25 protein-coding genes and 1 tRNA gene are annotated in these 21,086 nt (G+C 63.7%); 16 read left to right on the plus strand and 10 right to left on the minus strand.

All coding sequences use genetic code 11. The features are described 5' to 3' along the window. The first annotated feature begins 47 nt into the window (after nt 1-47). Nucleotides 48-182 carry a hypothetical protein gene (locus ACERIT_RS11285; RefSeq protein ID WP_373674962.1) on the plus strand — a complete coding sequence of 45 codons (135 nt, stop codon included), beginning with the start codon at nt 48-50 and terminating at the stop codon, nt 180-182. Nucleotides 183-210: 28 nt separating this feature from the next. Here the strand turns inward: ACERIT_RS11285 and ACERIT_RS11290 are convergent, their stop codons facing one another. After that, entirely contained in the window at nt 211-585 is a 375-nt protein-coding gene (locus tag ACERIT_RS11290; RefSeq protein ID WP_373674963.1) for a cyclophilin-like fold protein, read from the minus strand. Nucleotides 586-713: 128 nt separating this feature from the next. Here ACERIT_RS11290 and ACERIT_RS11295 point away from each other — a divergent pair, with 128 nt between their 5' ends. The 6 genes from ACERIT_RS11295 to ACERIT_RS11320 all read left to right on the plus strand — a co-directional run bounded on the left by ACERIT_RS11295 (nt 714) and on the right by ACERIT_RS11320 (nt 5,076). Next, a complete protein-coding gene (locus tag ACERIT_RS11295) occupies nt 714-1,586 on the plus strand; it encodes an NOP5/NOP56 family protein (RefSeq protein ID WP_373674964.1) in 873 nt (290 codons plus the stop codon). Beyond that, entirely contained in the window at nt 1,583-2,224 is a 642-nt protein-coding gene (locus tag ACERIT_RS11300) for a fibrillarin-like rRNA/tRNA 2'-O-methyltransferase (RefSeq protein ID WP_373674965.1), read from the plus strand. Before ACERIT_RS11295 ends, ACERIT_RS11300 begins: the two co-directional genes overlap by 4 nt. Before the next feature lie 63 nt (nt 2,225-2,287). Further along, on the plus strand, nt 2,288-3,406 hold the full coding sequence (locus tag ACERIT_RS11305) for a glutamate--cysteine ligase (RefSeq protein ID WP_373674966.1): 1,119 nt from the start codon (nt 2,288-2,290) through the stop codon (nt 3,404-3,406). Between the two features lie 103 nt (nt 3,407-3,509). Continuing rightward, nucleotides 3,510-4,094, plus strand: coding sequence for a helix-turn-helix domain-containing protein (locus tag ACERIT_RS11310; protein WP_373674967.1), 585 nt, complete (start codon nt 3,510-3,512; stop codon nt 4,092-4,094). Between the two features lie 50 nt (nt 4,095-4,144). Beyond that, nucleotides 4,145-4,639: a phosphopantetheine adenylyltransferase gene (locus tag ACERIT_RS11315; RefSeq protein WP_373674968.1), complete on the plus strand. Its 495-nt coding sequence runs from the start codon at nt 4,145-4,147 to the stop codon at nt 4,637-4,639. Next, the gene (locus tag ACERIT_RS11320; RefSeq protein WP_373674969.1) at nt 4,636-5,076 is read left to right on the plus strand and encodes a hypothetical protein; all 441 of its coding nucleotides are present in this window, start codon (nt 4,636-4,638) and stop codon (nt 5,074-5,076) included. The genes ACERIT_RS11315 and ACERIT_RS11320 overlap by 4 nt, the downstream gene beginning before the upstream one ends. Before the next feature lie 24 nt (nt 5,077-5,100). Here ACERIT_RS11320 and ACERIT_RS11325 read toward each other — a convergent pair whose 3' ends face one another. Next, nucleotides 5,101-5,409: a transcription initiation factor IIB family protein gene (locus ACERIT_RS11325; RefSeq protein ID WP_373674970.1), complete on the minus strand. Its 309-nt coding sequence runs from the start codon at nt 5,407-5,409 to the stop codon at nt 5,101-5,103. A 138-nt stretch (nt 5,410-5,547) separates the two neighbouring features. Between ACERIT_RS11325 and ACERIT_RS11330 the strand changes: the two genes are divergently transcribed. Then, nucleotides 5,548-5,631 (plus strand) — tRNA-Leu (locus ACERIT_RS11330). Nucleotides 5,632-5,800: 169 nt separating this feature from the next. On the opposite strand, the gene ACERIT_RS11335 is transcribed toward ACERIT_RS11330, so the two are convergent. After that, nucleotides 5,801-7,279, minus strand: a complete 1,479-nt coding sequence (locus ACERIT_RS11335; protein ID WP_373674971.1) for a deoxyribodipyrimidine photo-lyase — start codon at nt 7,277-7,279, stop codon at nt 5,801-5,803. 227 nt (nt 7,280-7,506) lie between these two features. On the opposite strand from ACERIT_RS11335, the gene thyA reads away from it, so the two are divergent. The 4 genes from thyA (at nt 7,507) to ACERIT_RS11355 (ending at nt 11,348) form a co-directional block, all read left to right on the plus strand. Continuing rightward, nucleotides 7,507-8,529 (plus strand): thymidylate synthase, encoded by a 1,023-nt coding sequence (gene thyA, locus ACERIT_RS11340; protein ID WP_373674972.1) that lies wholly within the window; start codon nt 7,507-7,509, stop codon nt 8,527-8,529. After that, nucleotides 8,529-9,092: a dihydrofolate reductase gene (locus ACERIT_RS11345; protein WP_373674973.1), complete on the plus strand. Its 564-nt coding sequence runs from the start codon at nt 8,529-8,531 to the stop codon at nt 9,090-9,092. The genes thyA and ACERIT_RS11345 overlap by 1 nt, the downstream gene beginning before the upstream one ends. Nucleotides 9,093-9,194: 102 nt before the next feature. After that, nucleotides 9,195-9,959 carry an archaeal proteasome endopeptidase complex subunit alpha gene (gene psmA, locus ACERIT_RS11350; RefSeq protein WP_373674974.1) on the plus strand — a complete coding sequence of 255 codons (765 nt, stop codon included), beginning with the start codon at nt 9,195-9,197 and terminating at the stop codon, nt 9,957-9,959. A 69-nt stretch (nt 9,960-10,028) separates the two neighbouring features. Then, entirely contained in the window at nt 10,029-11,348 is a 1,320-nt protein-coding gene (locus ACERIT_RS11355; RefSeq protein WP_373674975.1) for a helix-turn-helix transcriptional regulator, read from the plus strand. Nucleotides 11,349-11,385: 37 nt separating this feature from the next. Here the strand turns inward: ACERIT_RS11355 and ACERIT_RS11360 are convergent, their stop codons facing one another. Then, nucleotides 11,386-11,859: a GNAT family N-acetyltransferase gene (locus ACERIT_RS11360; RefSeq protein WP_373674976.1), complete on the minus strand. Its 474-nt coding sequence runs from the start codon at nt 11,857-11,859 to the stop codon at nt 11,386-11,388. A 138-nt stretch (nt 11,860-11,997) separates the two neighbouring features. Between ACERIT_RS11360 and ACERIT_RS11365 the strand changes: the two genes are divergently transcribed. Both ACERIT_RS11365 and ACERIT_RS11370 read left to right on the plus strand, forming a co-directional pair. Further along, complete coding sequence (locus ACERIT_RS11365) at nt 11,998-12,411, plus strand: archease (RefSeq protein ID WP_373674977.1); 414 nt, start codon at nt 11,998-12,000, stop codon at nt 12,409-12,411. A gap of 63 nt (nt 12,412-12,474) precedes the next feature. Further along, on the plus strand, nt 12,475-13,938 hold the full coding sequence (locus tag ACERIT_RS11370) for an RtcB family protein (RefSeq protein WP_373674978.1): 1,464 nt from the start codon (nt 12,475-12,477) through the stop codon (nt 13,936-13,938). A gap of 20 nt (nt 13,939-13,958) precedes the next feature. On the opposite strand, the gene ACERIT_RS11375 is transcribed toward ACERIT_RS11370, so the two are convergent. From ACERIT_RS11375 to ACERIT_RS11390, 4 genes are all read right to left on the minus strand, one after another. Beyond that, nucleotides 13,959-14,528, minus strand: a complete 570-nt coding sequence (locus ACERIT_RS11375; RefSeq protein ID WP_373674979.1) for a hypothetical protein — start codon at nt 14,526-14,528, stop codon at nt 13,959-13,961. A 125-nt stretch (nt 14,529-14,653) separates the two neighbouring features. Next, complete coding sequence (locus tag ACERIT_RS11380) at nt 14,654-15,367, minus strand: TMEM165/GDT1 family protein (protein WP_373674980.1); 714 nt, start codon at nt 15,365-15,367, stop codon at nt 14,654-14,656. Between the two features lie 279 nt (nt 15,368-15,646). Continuing rightward, nucleotides 15,647-17,923 (minus strand): CDC48 family AAA ATPase, encoded by a 2,277-nt coding sequence (locus ACERIT_RS11385; protein ID WP_373674981.1) that lies wholly within the window; start codon nt 17,921-17,923, stop codon nt 15,647-15,649. Next, complete coding sequence (locus tag ACERIT_RS11390; RefSeq protein ID WP_373674982.1) at nt 17,920-18,165, minus strand: Hsp20/alpha crystallin family protein; 246 nt, start codon at nt 18,163-18,165, stop codon at nt 17,920-17,922. Before ACERIT_RS11390 ends, ACERIT_RS11385 begins: the two co-directional genes overlap by 4 nt. Before the next feature lie 213 nt (nt 18,166-18,378). Between ACERIT_RS11390 and ACERIT_RS11395 the strand changes: the two genes are divergently transcribed. Further along, entirely contained in the window at nt 18,379-19,155 is a 777-nt protein-coding gene (locus tag ACERIT_RS11395) for an alpha/beta fold hydrolase (RefSeq protein WP_373674983.1), read from the plus strand. A gap of 85 nt (nt 19,156-19,240) precedes the next feature. On the opposite strand, the gene ACERIT_RS11400 is transcribed toward ACERIT_RS11395, so the two are convergent. Both ACERIT_RS11400 and ACERIT_RS11405 read right to left on the minus strand, forming a co-directional pair. Then, nucleotides 19,241-19,417 (minus strand): 50S ribosomal protein L37e, encoded by a 177-nt coding sequence (locus ACERIT_RS11400; protein ID WP_021074254.1) that lies wholly within the window; start codon nt 19,415-19,417, stop codon nt 19,241-19,243. Then, nucleotides 19,414-19,650, minus strand: coding sequence for an LSM domain-containing protein (locus tag ACERIT_RS11405; RefSeq protein ID WP_373674984.1), 237 nt, complete (start codon nt 19,648-19,650; stop codon nt 19,414-19,416). Before ACERIT_RS11405 ends, ACERIT_RS11400 begins: the two co-directional genes overlap by 4 nt. 328 nt (nt 19,651-19,978) lie before the next feature. Between ACERIT_RS11405 and ACERIT_RS11410 the strand changes: the two genes are divergently transcribed. After that, entirely contained in the window at nt 19,979-20,977 is a 999-nt protein-coding gene (locus ACERIT_RS11410) for a YeiH family protein (protein WP_373675037.1), read from the plus strand. The last annotated feature ends 109 nt before the right edge of the window (nt 20,978-21,086 follow it).

Consider the following 21,086-nt stretch of genomic DNA (forward strand, 5'->3'; position numbering starts at 1 on the left):
CGGTTCCTCGGGACAATCTACAAGTCGTTCCCCACTAACCATAACACATGGTCACAACGACCGAACGGGACGGGACGACGTGGTTCGCGTGTGAGGTCTGTGGCATGCTGTTCGACGATCGCGAGGACGCACGACGCCACGAGGAGTCCTGTGACGGTGAGGATCCGTCGTATCTGCAGTAACCTGACCCGGTAGCCGGACTCGAGTGGATTATTTCTTGCTGGACAGCCGCATCCGTGCTCCGCCGTCGATTCGGGAGAGCGGGGTCGTTTCCGTTATCCGCGCGAAGACGTTCACGGGCGATGCGGCTCGTGGTTCGTCATCAGTACTGGCCGGCGTCGGTCCCCAAAAGAGGCACACGGCCTGCCCCTGTGGCCAGTAGGCGAGCGTCCCCGGTTCGACCGTCTCGCGAGCATTCTCGATCGGGACCTCGATATCGGTCGAGAAGTAGAGTTCGTCGCCCCATCGGGACGCCCGTCCCTCTATCGGGAGCGCATCCGCGATCGCTGCACGCGTTTCGGGATTCTCCGCCACCCATGTCGCCGTGAACTCGTGGTCGTCGACGACGACCGTGAACTCGTCCATGGATCCCCGTGTGTCCCCGACTGACAAACGCGTTTCGGGCCTGGCTGCAGGACGGAACCGACACCCGGATTCGCTTTGAGAACCCTCTATCGGAAGCGCATTTACAAGCTGGGTGTCTAACTCGATGTATGACCGACGGATCTACCGGCTCCGGCTGGTTCCACGACATTGATTCTCACGAGTTGGGTGCCGCACGTGAGGCTATCGAACAGGGAGAAGCGGAGGAACCGGCTGACTGGCCCCAACGGGCCGTCGACGCCGGCTTTGCGGACGATGAAGACGACTATTACGACCTGCTTCAGGAAGCCACGATACGGACGACTCAGGAAGTAGTTCGGGAGCGAGAACGGGCCGGTGACCAGCAATTAACGTATAGTATTCGTGCCATGGACGACTGCGAGCGGATGGCGAACGAACTGTCCGAACGCGCCGCTGAGTGGGCTGGTGGCCTGTTCACGGACGTCGGTTCGGGGGTTGAGGATATCCGTGTAGTCGCCGACCGCGATCCGGAGACGGCCGCCGAACGCCGGGCAGTTTCGATCGCCACCCGGGTGGCGGACCTCGCCGACGAGGCCGAGGCGATCCGCGCATTCATCGAGCGGACCGCTCCGAGCGTGGCGCCAAACCTCTCGGCGATGGCAGGTCCCGTGCTCGCCAGCCGGCTGATCGCCCTCGCGGGCGGCCTCGAGCCGCTCGCGAAGAAGCCATCGGGGACGGTACAGGTGCTCGGCGCGGAGGACGCGCTGTTCGCCCACTTGGAGGGGCATGCACCCTCGCCGAAACACGGCGTCATCTTCACCCACGAGTACGTTCGGGAGACGCGACCCGAGGATCGCGGCTCCGCCGCGCGAGCGTTCGCCGGCAAGTTGGCGATCGCCGCGCGAATCGATCACTACAGCGGCGACTATCGCGAGGAGATCCACGAGGAGCTTCGCGAACGCATGGCGACCATCCGCGCTCGTGCTGAGGATGAGCCGGATACAACGGAGGGAGACCGATGAACGACGATGGCGAACTTCCGGCTGGAGTCGAACGCCGGACGATCGGCGGACGTGAGCGGCTGGCGACGCGCGGCGAACCCGTCTCCGGAGAGCCCACGGATGGCGAGTGGCGGGCGTGGGATCCCTCACGCTCGAAGCTCGGGGCGATGATCGACTTCGGGATGGACGTCGGTCTCACTGGCGGCGAGCACGCGCTGTATCTCGGTGCGGCCGCCGGGACGACGGTCAGCCACGTGGCTGATTTCGCCGGACCGACCTATGCCGTCGAGTTCGCACCGCGTCCCATGCGCGATCTCCTCGACGTAGCCGCCGATCGAGATCGGCTCTTTCCGCTCCTGAAGGATGCCAGACGTCCGGAGACGTACGCACACATCGTCGAATCCGATCTCGACGTCGTCGTTCAGGACGTGGCGACTCGCGGGCAGGCAGCGGTCGCGATCCGGAACGCACGGTTTCTGTCCGAGGACGGCCGTCTGTTGATGGCGGTTAAGGCGCGAAGCGAGGACGTCACGGCCGAGCCGTCGGACGTCTTCGAGGACGTTCGATCGGAGCTCTCCGATGAGTATCGAATCCTGGAGAGTCAACGACTCGAACCGCACCACACCGATCATCTCGGGGTCGTCGCGACGCCGCGCTAGCAAGTCGAGCGCGAGCGTCCGCCTTCCGACCATATATGGTTCCCCACGAACAAGGGGGTCCTGATGGAACTCGGCTCACGGGACGCCTTCGACCGAATGGGGACGCTCGGTATCGAGGAGGAGTTCTTCATCGTCGACGAGACGGGACGTCCCACCTCTGGCATCTCCGATCTCGTGTACGGTCCCGATCCGCCGGAGCCGATCGCGGAGGCGGTCGACCACGAGCTGTTCGCGTGTACGATCGAGGTACAGACGCCGCTCATCGAGGATCCCTCCCGAGCGCGGGACCATCTCCGGCAGGTTCGGAACGCGCTCATCGACCACGCCGAGGACAACGGCTACCGGATCGCCGGCGCCGGATTACATCCGGCGGCGCGATGGCGGGAACTCGATCACGCACGGAAGCCACGGTATCGCTCCCAACTCGACCGGATCCAGTACCCCCAACACCGCAACACCACCTCGGGCGTTCACGTTCACGTCGGGGTCGACGACGCCGACAAGGCGGTGTGGATCGCGAACGAACTACGGTGGTACGCACCGGTTCTGCTCGCGTTGTCGGCGAACTCCCCGTTTTGGAACGGGTTCGATACGGGTCTTGCCTCCGCGCGAGCGAAAATCTTCGAGAACCTTCCCAACACGGGGGTCCCATCCCGGTTCGAGAACTTCGATGCGTTCAGACGGTACGAACGCCGAATGGTCGAGTACGGCTCGATCGAGGACCGCGGCGAGTTGTGGTTCGACGTGCGCCCACACACCGGACACGGTAGCGTCGAGATACGAGCACCCGACGGCCAGCGCGACCCCGACGTGACGCTCGCGCTCGTCGAATACGCACACGCACTCGTCGAGGATCTCGCCGAGCGCTACGACCGTGAAATATCGGCGGAGCCGGAATCGAACGCCGGATCCGACGGGATAGGGACCCGATTACGCCGGGAACTGCTCGATGAGAACAAATGGCGGGCGATGCGATATGGCCACGACGCCTCCGTTATCACCCGCGATGGAGAGGAGACGATCGATCTGGAGACGCTCGTCCACCGCGAGTGCGATCGACTTGACATCTCCGGGATTCAGGAGCTCATCGATCGGGAAAGCGGAGCCGAACGGCAGCGGCGGCTCCAGCGAACCGAGGGCGTCGACGCACTCCGTCGCGATCTCCTGCTCCGGCGGTGGTGATCCCAGTTCGGCCGGATCGGGGGCGGCGGATCCACGACGAATTTCGTCGGACTGGAAGCCACGAGAAACCCTTTTCCCCGCTGAGCGGTGAGTATTCGGTATCATGACCGAACACGAGGAGTCCGACGACGAGGCGTCCAGAACGGATCGGCCCCGCGAGGAGATCCGCAAGACCCGTGAGAAACTCGGTGAGGAGGCCGACAAGGCGGTCCGGGAGTTCGACGAGGGCGTCGTCGACCTGCTGTCGTGGCTGCTCGAGACGGAGACGCGCGCGCGCATCTACGTCTACCTTCGTGAGAACCCGAACAGCACGAGCGAGGAGATCGCGGACGGAACCGGACTCTACCCGAGTACCGTTCGTGAGGCGCTCGCGGAGCTTCACGAGGAGGAAACCGTCGATCGACGGAAACGCGAGAGCGAGGGCGCCGGCAACAACCCCTACGAGTACGAGGCGATCGCACCGAGCGAGCTGGTTCGTGACGTCGTTGGACAGGTCCAATCGGAGCTGAACACGGTGTTCAACCTCGACCAGCGCCTGGGCGGTAAGGTGACTGACGAGGCGGACGACACGACCGAGCCCGTCCAGATCTCCGTCGAGAGCGAGGACTCGACGGATTCGGAAGATGCGGACGCGGACGAGGAGACGGAACGCACTGATACCGATTCGGACGACCCGGTCGACGTCTGAGACGTCGTCGGTTCGGGACGTTTTAAGGTTCGTCACTGCGAGATGCGGGTATGGATGTCGCGTTGGGTGGCACCTTCGATCCGATTCACGACGGCCACCGCAAACTGTTCGAGCGCGCCTTCGAGCTCGGCGACGTCACGGTCGGGTTGACCTCCGACGAGCTCGCCCCGAGGACACGCCACGTCGAGCGGTACGTTCGGTCCTTCGAGGAGCGCAAACGCGACCTCGAGGCGGAACTGGAGCCGTTGGCGGACGAATACGATCGCGACTTCGAGATCAGAGAACTCACCGAGCCGACGGGGATCGCCACCGAACCGCAGTTCGACGCGCTCGTGGTCTCCCCCGAGACGAAGGAGGGGGGCGAGCGCATCAACGAGATCCGGCGTGAACGAGGCTACGATCCCCTCGAGATCGTCGTCGTCGACCACGTTCCGGCCGAGGACGGCGAGTGGATATCCTCGACGCGGATCGTCCGCGGCGAGATCGACGAACACGGAACCCTCACCCCCGACCGGGAGGGACGGGAAGCCACCCAACGGAAATGACCGCGATCGAATCGCTTCGCCGGCTCGCGGTGGGCGCGGAGCCGATCGAACGTCCCGTCTTATGGGGGATCGTCGGCGGATTGATCGTCGGATACGGCTCCGTGCCCATCGTGGGCGGTGGGCTCATACCTCCCGAGACGTACGTGCTCGCGATCGCGATCGTCTCGGCACTCGCATCGCTTGCACGGGCCTCCGGCGCCGGCGGGGTCCTCGCGTGTGTGTTCCTGGCGTGGGGGCCGATCGCGGGCGCGCTCGTGGGAGCGAGTCGGTATGGCACCCGATCGGAGCCCGGCGTCGGATCCGGACTCGTTCCTCCCGAAATCCTCGGTGGATCGATACCGGTGTCGCTCGGGATCGCGTTCGTAGCGGCACTCGTGATCGGAGGTCTGGCGTTCCTCGTGGGCGGGGCTGTACGCCGATTTCGGAACGATCGGTAGCTCCGGGATGGTCAGCGGAGACGCTCACCAGGTCGGGGGGCGAAATCCGGCCTCCTCAAGGACCGACTTCCAATGATTGTGGACGCTGAGGCGTGTGACGTCCATGGCGTCGGCGACGGCCGACTGTGATCGTTCGTCGCCGCGAATGAGTGCGGCTGCATAGAGGCTTGCTGCGGCGATCGTCCGTTTCGATCGGTCGGATTCTGGAACGTTCGACAAGAACAGGTCCCCTGCTGTGGTTCGAACGTCCTCGCCGAGATCGAGTCGGTCACAGGCCTCCCGGATCCGGTCGATCCACGTTTCGTTCGCGACCCGATCGCTCGCCCGGTACATGCGCGCTCGTAGACGGCGGGTGTATATAAACGATCGTCGACGGTGGCGCAAGGAGGGTGGACGTCGGATGGGGAACGCCGGATGATCGGGAGTCACGTCCGACAGGTTCTTGGGCGACGTTCGAGTACGTTCGGGCGCGCGTGGGTAGCCAAGCACGGAAACGGCGTAGCGCTTAGGACGCTATCCCGTAGGGGTCCGCCGGTTCAAATCCGGTCCCACGCACTGAGCGAACGACCGTGAGCGAGGGAGTCGGACCGGATTTGTGCCCAGAGGACGAGCGAAGCGACGTCCTCGCGGTTCAAATCCGGTCCTACGCATTCTGCTGCGAGCAATCTCGCGAGCAGCAGATAACTGCGAAGGGGTGACCCCAACGAGTCGATCTCTCTCGCGATCAGTCCTCGCCGCGGGCGGCCTCGAACATGGCGAGCGCCTCCTCGCGTCGCTCGGCGTGGTCGACGATCGGCGCGGGATACTCGGGGGCGACCTCCCGACGACGCTCATCGTCCAGTTCGGGCCACTCGTGAACGAGGTCGGGATCGACCTCGCGGAGTTCGGGGACGTACGTCGCGATGTACTCGGCGTCGGGGTCGTACCGTTCGCCCTGCGTCATCGGATTGAATATGCGGAAGTAGGGCTGGGCGTCGGTGCCCGTGGAGGCCGCCCATTGCCAGCCGCCGACGTCGTTGGCGGTGTCGTGGTCCCGCAGATGCTCGCGAAAGTAGGCGTATCCCGCCCGCCAGTCGAGGAGGAGGTCCTTCGTGAGAAAGGAGGCGACGATCATCCGAACGCGGGTGTGCATGTACGCCTCCGCGCGAAGCTGGCGCATTCCGGCGTCGACGATTGGATATCCCGTCTCGCCGCGTTTCCAGGCCTCGAGAGCTGCCGGATCGTCGCGCCATTCGATGGCGTTTTCATACTCCTTGTAGTTCGCCGAGACGGTCTCGGGGTTGAAAGCAAGCACCTGCAAATAGAACTCCCGCCAGGCGAGTTGGCGTTGGAACTCCGTCACGCTCGATTCCGGGTCGGCAGCTGCGGGAAGATCGAGCCCGTCGAGGGCTCCCTCGCGTGCGCGATCCATCGCCGTCTCCGTGGCCGCGTACGTCTCCCGAATCCCGATCGTGCCGAACGAGAGGTCCTGTGAGAGTTTCGAGGTCGCCGATTCGGCAGGGTGATCGCGCAACTCCTCGTAGCGAAACACGTCACGATCGGTGAACGCCTCCAGCCGGGACCGGGCCGCCTCGGTGCCGGCTGATGGAAGCGAGGCGTCCGGCTCCTCGAACCCGAGGTCGTCGATCGTCGGAAGCGATCCCACCTCGACTGACTCGTACGGTTCGAGCCGCGATCCCAGTTCCGTTGGGGCCACGAGATCGACCGCTTTCGGGCTCGGCTCGGGCGGGTCCATCCTTCGATCGTGCCACTTTCGCCAGTAGTAGGTGAACACGGAGTAGGGGTCACCATCGTTGGTGCGAATGGTACCCGGCGGATGGAGAACGGCGTCGGGGTGCGTCTCGTGGCCGATCGTCGGTTCGGCGTCGTCGAGTGAGGCCCGAACGCGACGATCGCGTTCGGCCGCGAGTCCCGAGTATCCCTCGTTCCACACGACCCGATCGACTGTGAGCGTGTTGGCGATCTCGGGGAGGACCACTGCCGGATCTCCGCGACCGATCACCAGATCGCTTCCGCGATCGCGATAGGCATCACGGAGCGCGGCGAGCGAATTGAGCAGGTAGCGCACGCGTGGTGGGCCGGCGTGTTCGAGAACGTCCTCGTCGAACACGAAGCAGGGAACGACTGGGCCGCGGTCGGCGGCGGCCGCGAGCCCGACGTTGTCCGAAACCCGGACGTCGCGTCGGTGCCAGAACAACTCCATACACCATGCTGGGGCGGGACGTCCCTGAAGTTGTTGACGGACTCAAGTGATCGATCCGGATGGAACCGCCCGAACCAAGATGCATCGATTTTAGTGGATCCACACCACTCCTCAACACGACGAACTCCGACCGGACGATCGTCGGTGGTCGCCGATCAGCCTGACAATCGCCGTTCAGCTCCGATCGGCCTTGCTCATCGACGATCATCCGGTCGACCTCGATACCCATGCAACAGTACCTCGATCTCGTCGACGAGACACTCACGGAGGGCACCTACAAGCCGAACCGCACGGGCGTAGACACGATCGCGAGCTTCAGCGGCCAATACACCGTCGATCTCTCCGAGGGATTCCCGCTTTTGACCACGAAGCGGATGGACGGCTATCGGTGGAACTCGCTCATCCACGAAGTGCTGTGGTACCTCTCGGGAGAAGAGCACGTGCGAACGCTCCGAGAGCACACGGGCATCTGGGACGCCTGGGCCGACGAGGAGGGACACCTTGATACCGCCTACGGAAGATTCTGGCGACGCTATCCGGTCCCCGACGCCGGGCTTCCCGGAGAGAGCTGGCCCGCGGACGCCCACCGATGGGTGACGGTCGAGGAGGACGAGGACGGCACCGAACGCCGGACCTTCGATCAGATCCGGTACGTGCTCGATACGTTACGTGAGAACCCCCACTCCAGACGGATGGTCGTGAACGCCTGGCACCCCGCCAACGCGACCGTTTCGACGCTCCCGCCGTGTCATTACACCTTCGTCGTGAACGTTCAGGACGGGCGGTTGAACCTCCACCTCACCCAGCGATCCGGGGACATCGCACTCGGCGTGCCGTTCAACGTCGCCGCATACTCGTTGCTGGCGACGGCGATCGCACAGCGGACGGGCTTCGAGATCGGTCAGTTCGGACACAGCATCGTCGACGCTCACGTCTACTGCGGGCAGGGCGACCGCGGCGAGTGGTACAGCGAGAACCTCGACCGTCTCCAGAACCGCCTGGTCGACGCCGACGGGAAGGTGGACTACCTCGACGTCAAGGCGTGGCTTGCGGACGTGACACCGACTGAACCCGACGAGAAGGAGGGGTACGACCACGTTCCCGGACTTCTCGAGCAGCTCTCCCGGGAGCCCCGCGATCGACCGCGGATCGAGATCGCCGACAAGCCGCTCGATGAGTTGGTCTTCGAGGACGTCGAACTTCACGACTATGACTCCGCGGACGGGATCACGTTCGCGGTCGCGGAATGATGGGGTCGTCCGATTCGGCCGACTCAGGCACCGGGACCGCCGTTCGGGATCTCGACGTCCCCGACGACCTCACGATCACGGTGATCGCGGCGGTGGCCGAAAACGGGGTGATCGGCGACTCGGGCGGGATGCCCTGGCACTATCCGGCCGACCTCCGTCATTTCAAGGAGACGACGACCGGTCACCCCGTGATCCTCGGACGCCGGACCCACGAGAACATCGTCTCCCGACTCGGGGAACCGCTTCCGGACCGGATCTCGATCGTCCTGTCGCGATCGGAACTCGATCTTGATGAGGGTGCCGTTCCAGCCGGAAGCATCCGCGAGGCGATCGAACGGGCTGAGAGTGCAGCCGAGGATCTCGACGTCGAAACCGTCTACGTGGCCGGGGGCGCGACCATCTACGAGGCCTTCCTCCCGATCGCGGACGAACTCTCGATCACTGCGATCCACGAGACATACGAGGGTGACACGACCTTCCCGACGGTGGACATGGACGAATGGGAAATGGTGGAACGTGAGGACCACGAGGAGCTGTCATTTCTCAGGTATCGACGGCGTTGACACTCCGGGTGAGCGGCACGATAAGGAGGGTTTTTCCCGGGGGAGATGTTACGGGTAGCCAATGATCGAGGACGCGATGGACCGGTATGGAGGGCGGCAACGATGAATCAGGACCAGCAGGCCTACGACCGAGGAACCTCGCTGTTCTCCCCCGACGGTCGTATCTATCAGGTCGAGTATGCCCGCGAGGCCGTCTCACGTGGGGCACCGAGCCTCGGAATTCGGACGGCGGACGGGATCGTCTTTGCGGCCATGAGTCGGGCCTCCTCGTCGCTGATGGAGGCCGAGAGTATCGAAAAGCTCCACAAGCTCGACGACCACGTCGGGACCGCCTCGGCCGGCCACGTCGCCGACGCGCGCAAACTGATCGACTTCGCCCGCAGGCGCGCACAGATGAACCGCCTGCGGTACGGCGAGCCGATCGGCGTCGAGACCCTGACGAAGGACGTGACGGACCACATACAGGAGAACACCCAACTCGGTGGGACGCGTCCCTACGGTGCCGCGTTACTGATCGGCGGCTTCGAGGACGGGGACCCACGTCTGTTCGGCGCCGATCCCTCCGGAACCCCCCACGAGTGGAAGGCGACCGTCATCGGCGACGGGCGCGAGGATATCCAGGCGTTCCTTGAGGACGAATGGAACGAGGAGGCCTCCCTCGACGAGGGGATAGAACTCGGCGTACGGGCCCTCTCGATGTACGAGGAGGAGTTAGTCGCCAAGGATCTCTCGGTCGCGACGATCACCGAATCGGACGGCTACCGCGTGTCATCCGACGAGGAAGTCGAAGCGGCCTTCGAGGACCGAGATTCGGACGCGGAGAGCACGGACGAGGATCCGTCCGACGACGGGTCCGACGAAAACTGACGGCCATCGTGGGGGGCGGGAGCGACGGTGCGCAAGCGCTTTTACGCGGCGGCGAGCGCTAACGAACGAATGAGGAGTTCGGTCTCCGTCCGCGCCGGTCTCTGTTTGCTTTTACTCGTCGTCGCGATGGCGGGAGCCGTCGGCGCCGCCGAACCGGCCGGTACCGGATTCGAACCGGTCGAGAACCCAACCGCGATCGACGCCGAGACCGGCGATCCCCAGATCGATCTCGCGGGGTTCGATCGAAGCGTGATCGATATTACGGTCGCGGAGTCGGGACGGGGTGTCTGGACGCTACGGTACGAACGAGCCCTGACGAACGAGACCGAGCGCGACAACTTCGAGGCGTTTGCAAGGGAGTTCAACGAAGAGGAAACCGACCTCTATCGGAACTTTCGGGCGGACGCGTCGGCGCTCGTCACTGAGGGTGAAAACGTGACCGATCGAGACATGGCCGCCACCGGCTTCGACCGGGAGGCATTCATCCACTCAAGTCTCGGCAACGACGTCGGCGTCGTCGAACTCACGTTCACCTGGCGCGGGTTCGCCGCCGTCGAGGCGGACACCGTCATCGTCGGGGACGTCTTCGAGGGCGGGTTCTACATCGGTCCCGACCAGGAACTCGTCATCCGCCCTGGCGATCAGCTCGCCTTCGAGTCTCACGATCCGGAGGGAACGCCGTCGAATCCCGATTCCCTTTCGGAGAGCGTCTCGATCACCTGGCAGGGCGAACGGCGATTCACGGACCGGCGCCCGCGCGTCGTGTTCACGAGGAATTCGACGGCGGATAACTCGACGACGGAGACCTCGACAACCACGGAGCCGGGGACAGCGAGTTCCACGGGTGGATCGGAGTCGCCGACGGTGACCGAGGGATCGTCGGCCGAGACGGAGGCCCCGTTCGATGGAGGTCTTCTCTGGGGGCTGTTCGGAATCGCCGCCGTTCTCGCGGTCGTGCTTGCCGTCGTGTTCCGATCGCGTGGCGGTGGGATCGATCGATCGCGGGCGAGCGGCCCGAGCGGCGGGGGGGTCGACGACGGGACGCCGCCACGGGCCGGGGTGAGTGGCGACGATCGCTCCTCCGAAGGCGACGGGAAATCGGGAGAATCGCCTGCCGCAACTCCCTCGTCCCTGTCGCCGCCCGCGATCGCCGACGAGGAGTTGTTGTCGGATGAAGACCGGATCGAGTCGATCCTTCGCGAGCATGGCGGCCGGGTGAAACAGTCACGGATCGTCGATGCGACCGACTGGTCGAAATCAAAGGTAAGCGTCGTTCTCTCGGAGATGGCGGAGGAGGGAACCGTCTCGAAGCTTCGGATCGGCCGCGAGAACGTGATCACCCTCGACGAATACGACTCCGACACCGAGGAGTCGACTTCCCAGGAGTGAGTTCAGTCGGCCGGAGTTGGAGTTCCGTCGGTCGGAGTCAGCCGCGAACGTACTCGGAGAGGCGGTCTCGCAGGGAGTCCCCTCCGAGTTTCAGGTAGTAGGCATTGCCTCCGTCCTCGTAGTACCCGTCGATCCGGCGTTCGACCTCGAATCCGAGGTGGCGATAAAATCCGATCGCGTTCTCGTTCGTCGTTCGAGCGTGACATGTAACCGACCGGTTATTCTCGGCGATATCCGCGATCAGCTGCTTGCCGTATCCCCGACCGCGTGCCTCGGGGGCGACCGCCAGAAACAAGACGTATCCATCGCGTCGGGCCGAGGCGAACGCAACGAGTCGGTCGTCCTCAAAGAGGAGATGCGTCGTCGAGCGTCGATACGCGTCAGTAAAGAATCCGCGTCGCTGCCGGAGAACGCCGTCCCTCGATCGAATTCGCTCTTTGAGGTCCCAGGCCTCGCCCACGTGGTCGGCGTTGCCCGGACGATCGACCCGCTTCTCCACGGTAACGCTCACTGGCGGAGACTAACGCGCGGATTCAATATAACTCCTCCGTCCCGACGACTGAGAACTGACCCGATTTCGGACGCCGACCTCGAATCCGACGGATCGAATCGATACCACTACCACGGGTCCCGACGAACCCGTGAATACGTGACGTTCGAACTCCGCGATCACACCGCCGACGTCGCAGTCGAGGCGACTGCCAGCACGCTCTCCGACGTCTTCGCGGACGTCGCAGCAGGGCTTACCGCCGCGATGTGTGACTCCTGGCCCGACGAAGGGGATCGGTTCTCGATCGAGGAGACGGCCGAATCCCGTGAGGCGCTGTTGTTCGATTACCTCGATCGACTCATCTACGAACGAGACGTCCGTGAGGTGCTTCCGGTCGACCATCGGTGTGATGTCCAGGAAACCCCCGAGGATGAATGGACCCTGTCCGCGAGCGCGCGCGGCATCCCGTTCGAATCGGTCACCGCCCGCGATATCAAGGCCGTGACCTACTCACAGATGCGTCTCGAATCCCGTGACGACGGTTGGTACGCCTACGTCGTCTTCGACGTGTGAGATCGTTGCTCGGTGATCGGCCGACGCCGTAACCCTATTCCACCTGCCCGCCCACGGTCCAGTATGACCACTCGCGAGATCGACGACATCCGTCTGCGGAAGATCCGGGACTACGTCTGGGAGATCCCGAAGGAAGGGGACATGAACGTTCCCGCGCGCGTCTTCGCCTCCGAGGCGCTCTTAGAGGAGATATCGGAGGACGATACCCTCACCCAGCTTCGAAACGCGACGCATCTGCCCGGCATATCGGGTCACGCGCTCTGTATGCCCGACGGCCACCAGGGATACGGCTTCCCCGTCGGCGGCGTGGGGGCGATCGATGCCGAGAACGGCTGCATCTCGCCGGGGGCGATCGGCTATGACATCAACTGCGGCGTTCGGATGGTAAAAACGAACCTCACCTACGACGACGTTCGCGGCCACGAGGTGGAACTCGTCGAGAAGCTCTTCGATCGGATCCCCTCGGGACTCGGTGGCGGCGGGGTCGTCGAGGGTGACCGCGACACGGTCGAGGCGGTTCTTGAACGCGGTGTCGAGTGGGCACTCGAGGAAGGGTACGGCGTTCCGGGGGATCTCGATCACTGTGAAGACGAGGGGCGCCGACTGGACGCGCGCCCCGAATACGTCCCGAAGAAGGCGAAAGACCGCGGGCGCAACCAAATCGGATCGCTCGGGTCCGGAAACCACTTCCTCGAGGTACAGCGCGTGACCGACGTCTTCAACGAGGATATCGCCGACGTCTACGGCCTCGAGACGGATCAGATCGTCGTGCTCATCCACTGTGGCTCACGGGGACTCGGCCACCAGACCTGTACGGAATACCTCCGCCGGATCGAAAAGCGCCACGACGGTCTCCTCGCGGAGCTCCCCGACAAGGAACTCGCGGCCGCGCCGGCAGGATCGGAACTCGCGACGGAGTATTACGGCGCGATGTGTGCGGCGATCAACTACGCGTGGGTCAACCGTCAGCTCGTCACCCACCAGACGCGGAAGGTATTCGGGCACGTCTTCGATGCCGATCCGATGGACGATCTCGGGATGGAACTGCTCTACGACGTCGCCCACAACATCGCCAAACGCGAGACGCACGTGATCGACGGCGAGGAGCGCGATCTGTACGTTCACCGAAAGGGCGCGACGCGTGCGTTCCCGGCCGGCCGCGAGGAAATCCCTGAGGTCTATCGCGATGTCGGCCAGCCCGTCATCATTCCCGGGAGCATGGGCGCGGGCTCGTACGTCCTCTGCGGCGGCGAGAATTCCCTCGACGTCTCCTTTGGATCCACGGCCCACGGAGCGGGTCGACTGATGAGTCGCACGCAGGCCAAACAGGAGTTCTGGGGGGAAGACGTCCAAGACGACCTCGAAGAACAGGACCACGTCTACGTCAAGGCACAAAGCGGCGCGACGATCGCCGAGGAGGCCCCCGGAGTCTACAAGGACGTCGACGAGGTCGTCCGCGTCAGCGACGAACTTGGGATCGGCGACAAGGTGGCCCGAACGTTCCCGGTCTGTAATATCAAAGGATAGTCCCCGTCGAACCGGCAGTCTCAGCTCCAAAAGCCGCCGGCGTCCGGGCCATTCGGTCCGGGCGGTCCGCGCGGTGCCGATGGACCCCGACCCAGGTCAAGGCGGACGCGCTCCCCGCTGGATTCGGCGTTCGGATCGACCTCACGTCCGTCCTCGAAACGGACGAACGAGAGGTAGAAGGGCTCCCCACAGCCGACGTCGACGGGCTGCTCGTCGTTTGCGTTCTCCGTTCCACTGCTGGCGTCGTTCATCTCACTGATAACGTCGTTCGTCTCATCGCCAGCGTCGTTCGTCTCGATCCGACCGTCGCCGAGCGTAGCGGGTGCTTCCTCCGCGGACACGGAATTTTTCGGACTTGGATTCCAGGTGACGCCCGCACTCTCCCCACAGACGAACCGCACGCCGTCGATCGACGTCGCTGCGTCGTCACCATCCGCCGTCTGATCCGCATCGAACTCCGCCGTCGGCTCCGCGTACGTCCACCCCTCGAACGGATACGGAGTAACCGATTTGTCCGCGAGATAGCCGTCCCGCTCGATGGAGACGAGCGTTCCACACCGCGGACAGTGGTAGGTGACCGGATAGCTCATACCGATCGAAAGCGGTCCATCGATAAGTCTTCATCGCCGGTCGAAAGCGGTCTGATCCGGTTCGATTCGACGTATCGATCTCCTGGAAACGCACGGTCCGTCCTCGACGACTGGACCATGCCGGACTAGCCCACGATCGCAAGGAGGGCCGATGCCACCGTTCCGATGGCAGCCTCCCAAAGGGACACCCCGGTCAGGGTGGCCTGGAGGGTGTCGATGCCGAAGAAGCCGAAGGCGGCCGCCGCAAGAAAGTGCGCCTTCCGGAGATCAAAGCGGTTCGCGAACCGGAAGAAGACGAATGCGTTGAGCAGGCTGACCGGAATGATGGCTGCCATTTCACCCATCCAGATGGCGGTCGGATACGCCGGATACTGGGCGGCCAGTCCGATCGTCACGAGCTGGGTCTTATCGCCGAACTCGCCGAAGGCCATCAACGCAAAGATGGGCAAAAAGCCGCCCATGACGTTCGGGACCTGCCAGTCGAGATAGGGAACCCGCACGTCGAGTTCTCCCTGGAGAATACGCGAGACTCCGCCATCGGACTGTGCGTCGGGACCCTCGTTGGAGGGCGCAGATCGGAACAACGCGATCGCGAAGAACAAAAACAGGATCCCGGTCAACACGTCGAGGTAGATCTCGGGAAGTACCGTCTGGATGTAACTCCCGAAGTAGATCTCAAGTACCGTCCAGCCGGCGAACGCGCTCCCGGCGGCCGCCACGACTGTGACCGGATTGTACCGCGTGGAGAGCGCCGCGATAATGAACTGGACCTTCTCGCCCGGTAACACCGCAAGCTGGGCCAGAAACGCGATCGTCGCGATCTCCAGCCAGCCGGTCATCCGTCGTCGCCCGGCGATAGCCGTTTCCGCCGATGGGCGGACCGATCGGTCCGCTGTCGGCCGACAACTGCACGTGTGATCTCGTTCGTTCGTCGAGGGGGGCGGTCGAAGCTCATTCGTTACTGTGAATTAGACGTGTCTAATGTTTGAATTCCGCTCACAAATACCATCTTCGATCGAGGCGATCCGGATCGATCCGATCGACGAGCCGACCGGCGATCCGGTGTTCAAGCCGCGATCCGGCATTTAAGCCGTGAAAACCGAACGGAGGTACGGCGACTACTGGAAGGCGCCGCCGGGGACGGGCTCGGTGTCCGTCTCGACCTCGGAGCGTTCGAACTGGCGTTCGATCTCCGCATAGCGTTCGCGGGTCTCCGCGGTGACGCTCGGGCTGATCTCGTCTAAGGCGTCCTCGAAGTGCGCCATCGTCACGCGGACGTTCCCGACCGACTCGCCGACTTCGTCAGGGGTGACGCTGGTTATGAACTCCCTGGAGGCATTCATCGAGGCCTCGCGAGCGACCGCCTCGATGTCGGCACCCACGTAGCCTTCCGTCCGGCGCGCCAGTGCATCGAGGTCGACGTCGTCGGCGAGCGGCTTCTCGCGCGTGTGGACCTCGAAGATCTTGCGCCGGGCTTCCTCGTCGGGAACCGGCACGTGGATGTGCCGGTCGAGCCGACCGGGACGCAACAGCGCCGAGTCGATGAGGTCCGGACGGTTGGTGGTCGCGATCACCACGACGTCCTCCAACGATTCGAGGCCGTCGAGCTCCGTCAACAGCTGGGAGACGACGCGCTCTCCGACGCCGGAGTCGCCAGTGCGTTGCCCGCGTTCGGCCGCGATCGAGTCGATCTCGTCGAAGAACACGATCGTCGGCGCGTTCTCACGGGCCTTCGAGAAGACCTCTCGAACGCCTTTTTCGGACTCGCCGACGAACTTGTTCAACAGCTCGGGTCCCTTGATCGAGATGAAATTCGACTCGGCCTCGTTGGCGACCGCCTTCGCGAGCAGGGTCTTCCCCGTGCCCGGCGGGCCGTACATCAATACGCCCTTTGCGGCCTGCATGTCGAGTTCGTCGAAGACCTCGGGGTATTCGAGGGGCCACTGGACCGTCTCGCGGAGCCGTTCTTTGGTCTCCCCGAGACCGCCGACGTCGTCCCAGACGACGTCCGGGACCTCGACGAAGACCTCACGGAGTGCGGATGGCTCGATGCCCTTCAGCGCCTCCTTGAAGTCGTGTTCGGTGACCTGGATCGACTGCAGGATGTCCGCATCGATCTCTTCGGATTCGAGATCCAGTTGCGGGCGGATCCGACGCAACGCGTGCATCGCCGATTCCTTGGCGAGGCTCTCGAGGTCGGCGCCGACGAACCCGTGGGTGTTCTCCGCGTACTCATCGAGATCGATCTCGTCGACGATCGGCATGTTCCGCGTGTGGACCTGCAGGATCTCCTTACGGCCGTCACGGTCGGGGACGCCGATCTCGATCTCGCGGTCGAACCGGCCGCCGCGCCGAAGCGCGGGATCGATCGCATCCACGCGGTTCGTCGCGCCGATGACGACCACTTGGCCGCGCTCCTCGAGTCCGTCCATCAGCGAGAGTAGCTGGGCCACGACGCGACGTTCGACGTCTCCGCCTGCCTCCTCGCGTTTGGGTGCGATCGAGTCGAGCTCGTCCATGAAGACGATCGCCGGCGCATCCTCTTCGGCCTCCTCGAAGACGTCGCGCAGTTGCTCTTCGGACTCGCCGTAGTACTTCGACATGATCTCGGGGCCCGAGACCGTATGGAAGCTGGCGTCGATCTCGTTGGCGACTGCCTTCGCGATCAGCGTTTTGCCGGTTCCGGGCGGGCCGTGAAGCAGGACGCCCTTCGGCGGGTCGATGCCGAGCCGCTTGAACAACTCGGGGTGACGCATCGGCAGTTCGATCATCTCGCGGACCTGTTCGAGTTCCTCGTCGAGGCCACCGATGTCCTCGTAAGCGACATCGGGGGTCGCCTCGGCGGCAGCACCGTCTCCGGTCTCTGCGCCCTCGACGATCTCCTCGGCGGGCTTTTCGGCGATCTCGATTTCGGTCTCGTCAGTAACCACCACGGTGCCCGAGGGCGTCGTGGAGGCGACTTTTAGCGGAACCGCCTGTGATTGCCCGCCCATGAATCCGAATCCGAGCGGCAGTTGGATGTTCTGGCCGGGCGTGATCGGCTGGCCGCCGATCTCACGGCGGATCAACGCGTCGATGTTGCCCCGGATCCCGAGCCGCTGTGGAAGCGCGATCGTGACCCGCTCTGCGGGCTTGACGTCCACTTTCTCGACGGTCACGCGGTCGTCGATCCCGACGTCGGCCTGCTGTCGTAGGCGGCCGTCGATACGCACGATACCGGTGCCATCGTCCTCGGGATAACCGGGCCAGACACGCGCGATCGCGCTACCGGTCGATCCCTCGATGCGGACGAAATCGCCGCTGGAGAGATCGAGCTCGTCGGCAGCAACGCGGTCTATCGCCGCGAGTCGACGGCCTGCATCCTTCTGTTTGAGTGGTTTGACGGTGAGTTTCATCTTTCGACCTCGATCGTCAATACGCCGTTTCGCAACTCAACGTTTGCGGCCGGTCCGGGGAGATCGAGTTCCCCCTCCGCGTCCTTCCCGTCCTGCTCGATTGCGATGATCGCCGTGTCTCCGACGGTGTCGACGGCGACCCGATCGTCGGCGACGCCGAGATCGGCTGCGAGGACCCATTGGTCCGGATACTCATAGCGGCGAATCTGCGCGTCGCCGTCGGTAAATTGGGTCTGATTCATTCTATTCCTAACCCCAAGTTAGGCGAGTAAGTATTTAAATCTTTCGTCGAATATCGCCTGATGGCGGCGTACCAGTGGTCGACTGATTGTTTGCGGTTCGTACGCGCGGGATGTGCTCGAATGGATCCTGTGTGGGTGTTCGAACGGATTCTGGAACGGTGTTCGAACGGATTCAGGAAGGGTATTTTTGCCCCTTGCGGCAGGAGTGATCACATGGAGCGGATCAGCCACCACGGCCGCGAGACTGCCTATCGGATCCTCGCTGATGATGGGACGGGTCCGACCACCCTGTGTATCCACGGCAGCGGCGGCACGCACGCCGTCTGGAAGGCCCAAGCGCGCCTGCGTGGGGAGTACTCGATCGTCGCACTCGACCTCTCGGGACACGGAGAAAGCGAGGACGTCGAGGCCGAACCCGGGGTGGAGACGCTCGCCGCCTACGCCGACGACGTGCTCGCCGTCGCGAACGCGACGGGAGCACGCGTTCTCTGTGGTAACTCACTCGGCGGAGCTATCGCCCAGTGGATCGCCATCGAACGCGCCTCCGAGATGGACCTCGAAGGGCTCGTCCTCCACGGAACCGGCGCAAAACTCACCGTCCTGCGAGACCTCCTGACGTGGCTCGCCGATGATTTCGAGCGGGCGATCGAGTTTCTCCACGGGGATGGTCGGCTCTTCTACGACGTGGCGGAGGAACACCGAGAACTCTCGCGCGCGGTGATGCGGGATACTGGTCAACCGGTCGTCGAGCGGGATTTCCGGACGTGCCACGAGTTCGACGTTCGCGACCGCCTTGCGGCGATCGACGTCCCCGCGATCGCGGTCGTCGGCGAACATGACCGGCTTACGCCGCCCTCGTACCACGAGTTCCTCGCGGCGGAGATCCCGAACTGCAACCGAGCAGTCATCGAGGATGCGGCTCACCTCGCGATGATCGAACAGCCGAGAGCATTCAATGCCGCCCTCACAGAGTTCCTCGATCGGCTGTAGGGTATGCCGTCACGGATGCATCGCTCGTGGTACGTCGTGAACGTCGAGAAACGCTCGCCGCTATCCTCGGATCAGTCGTCGTGAATCAGTTGTCGCCCGACTTCGACTGCCAGGCGTACTCGCGACGTTTGGCTGATTTCCCGAACCCACACGAGGAGCAGCGCTCCTTTTTGAGGTGATAGGACTTCTCGCCACAGCGTCGACACTTCACGTGGACCGTCTTATTCTTTTTTCCCTGGGAGGGCGTTCCGGCTCCAGTCATGCGTTGATCGTCACGACGTTATCGCCGCGTATAATCGTTGTGTCTTCGACCGCGACGGCGAAGTCCTCCTCGTCCGGAATTCGCTCCGTCTCCCCCGTTTCGGGGTCGATTACGAGGTTCATGTGTTGGTCGTATCCGGCCAATAGCCCGTGGTACGTCGTTCCGTCCTTGAGATGAACCGTCACCGGCTCGTCGAGCGACGATTCAAGTACGTCGAGAGGTCGGCCACTCATGCTTTAAATTGCCTCTCGATGGACTATTAAAAATGTCGGGTTGTCCGCCGGATCCGTCGGATCGATCGTTTCCGGAGGATACCGATGCGTCGAGATCAAATCACCGTCACAGAAACCGGAGAATATGACCTATTTCGCGGACGATTGAACCGGCATCAATAGGCTTAACTCCCGGAGACTGAAATTCAATGATAGTGACCCGCCGAGCGTCTCTTAGTGATGCGATTCGACGTTCCTGGAATGCCCTCGATCGCGGCTGGCAAGCGGTCTGCCTGTCGATCGTTTTCGTTCTTGCGAGCGTCGTCGGATTGCCGATCCCGTGGTAAAAATGGCCGGTATCGGTCGACTCATTCCGGGCCTGTTGATACTTCTCGTGGTCGGGCTTCTCGCGCGCGCGCTCACCGCGGTCGTGCCGATCGACAGTCACCTCGTGGTCGTCATCATCGTCGGTGCCCTTCTCGGGAACACGGTGGGGGTTCCCGAACGGGCCACTGCTGGAGTCGAAACGCACGGGCTCTGGTTGGAGACGGGAATCGTCCTGATGGGCGCAAGCGTCGCGCTCGATCGCCTGATCGAGGCGGGCGGGCTGTTACTGCTCGTCGTCGTCGGAACCGTCTGTGTAACCGTCCTCACCGTGGAGATCCTCTCGCGATCCGTTCTCGAGATTCCCGAGAAGCTCGGATCCCTTCTGGCGGCCGGCTCCGGGATCTGTGGCGTCTCCGCGGTCGCGGCGGTGGCTGGCAGCATCGACCCCGACCGGCGTCAGATCGCGTATGCGGCCGCGACGGTGTTGCTCTTTGATGCGATCACGCTCGTCGTCTATCCGGTTATCGGGCGGGCGCTCGGCCTCTCGGACGTCGTTTTCGGCGTGTGGGCAGGTGCGACGATGTTCAGCACCGGTCCGGTCACCGCGGCCGGATTCGCCTACTCGCAACCGGCCGGCGAGTGGGCGGTGCTTGTCAAGCTCGCCCGCAATGCCCTCATCGGTGCGGTCGCGATCGGGTACGCGATATACTACGCCCGGCGCGGCGAGGGGGACTCGATCGAGGGGAATCGGGTCGTGTATCTCTGGCAGACGTTCCCGAAGTTCATCGTCGGATTCCTCGCGTTACTGCTGGTTGCGAACCTGGGTGTATTCTCGACCGCTCAGATAGCCGTGATCGAGAACGCCTCGAACTGGCTGTTCCTCGTGGCGTTCGCCGGGCTGGGACTGAGCATCGACGTTCGGGAGTTCCGGAATGCGGGTTTCAAACCGGCTGCCGTCGTCTTCGCCAGTCTCCTCGTGGTGAGCACGTTGGTCCTGCTCGTGCTTCGAACCGTCCTTTGAGTGATCATCGGCGATCGTTTTGCGGGACAACCCACACAGTTTTTAACAGGTGCCCGTATAGTTGCACACACCACCTCCCGCGGGACACGGTGAGCCGGTGTCGGCTCGG

Origin of the sequence: Halopenitus sp. H-Gu1, from assembly GCF_041821145.1 — an archaeon.
Lineage (GTDB): Archaea > Halobacteriota > Halobacteria > Halobacteriales > Haloferacaceae > Halopenitus.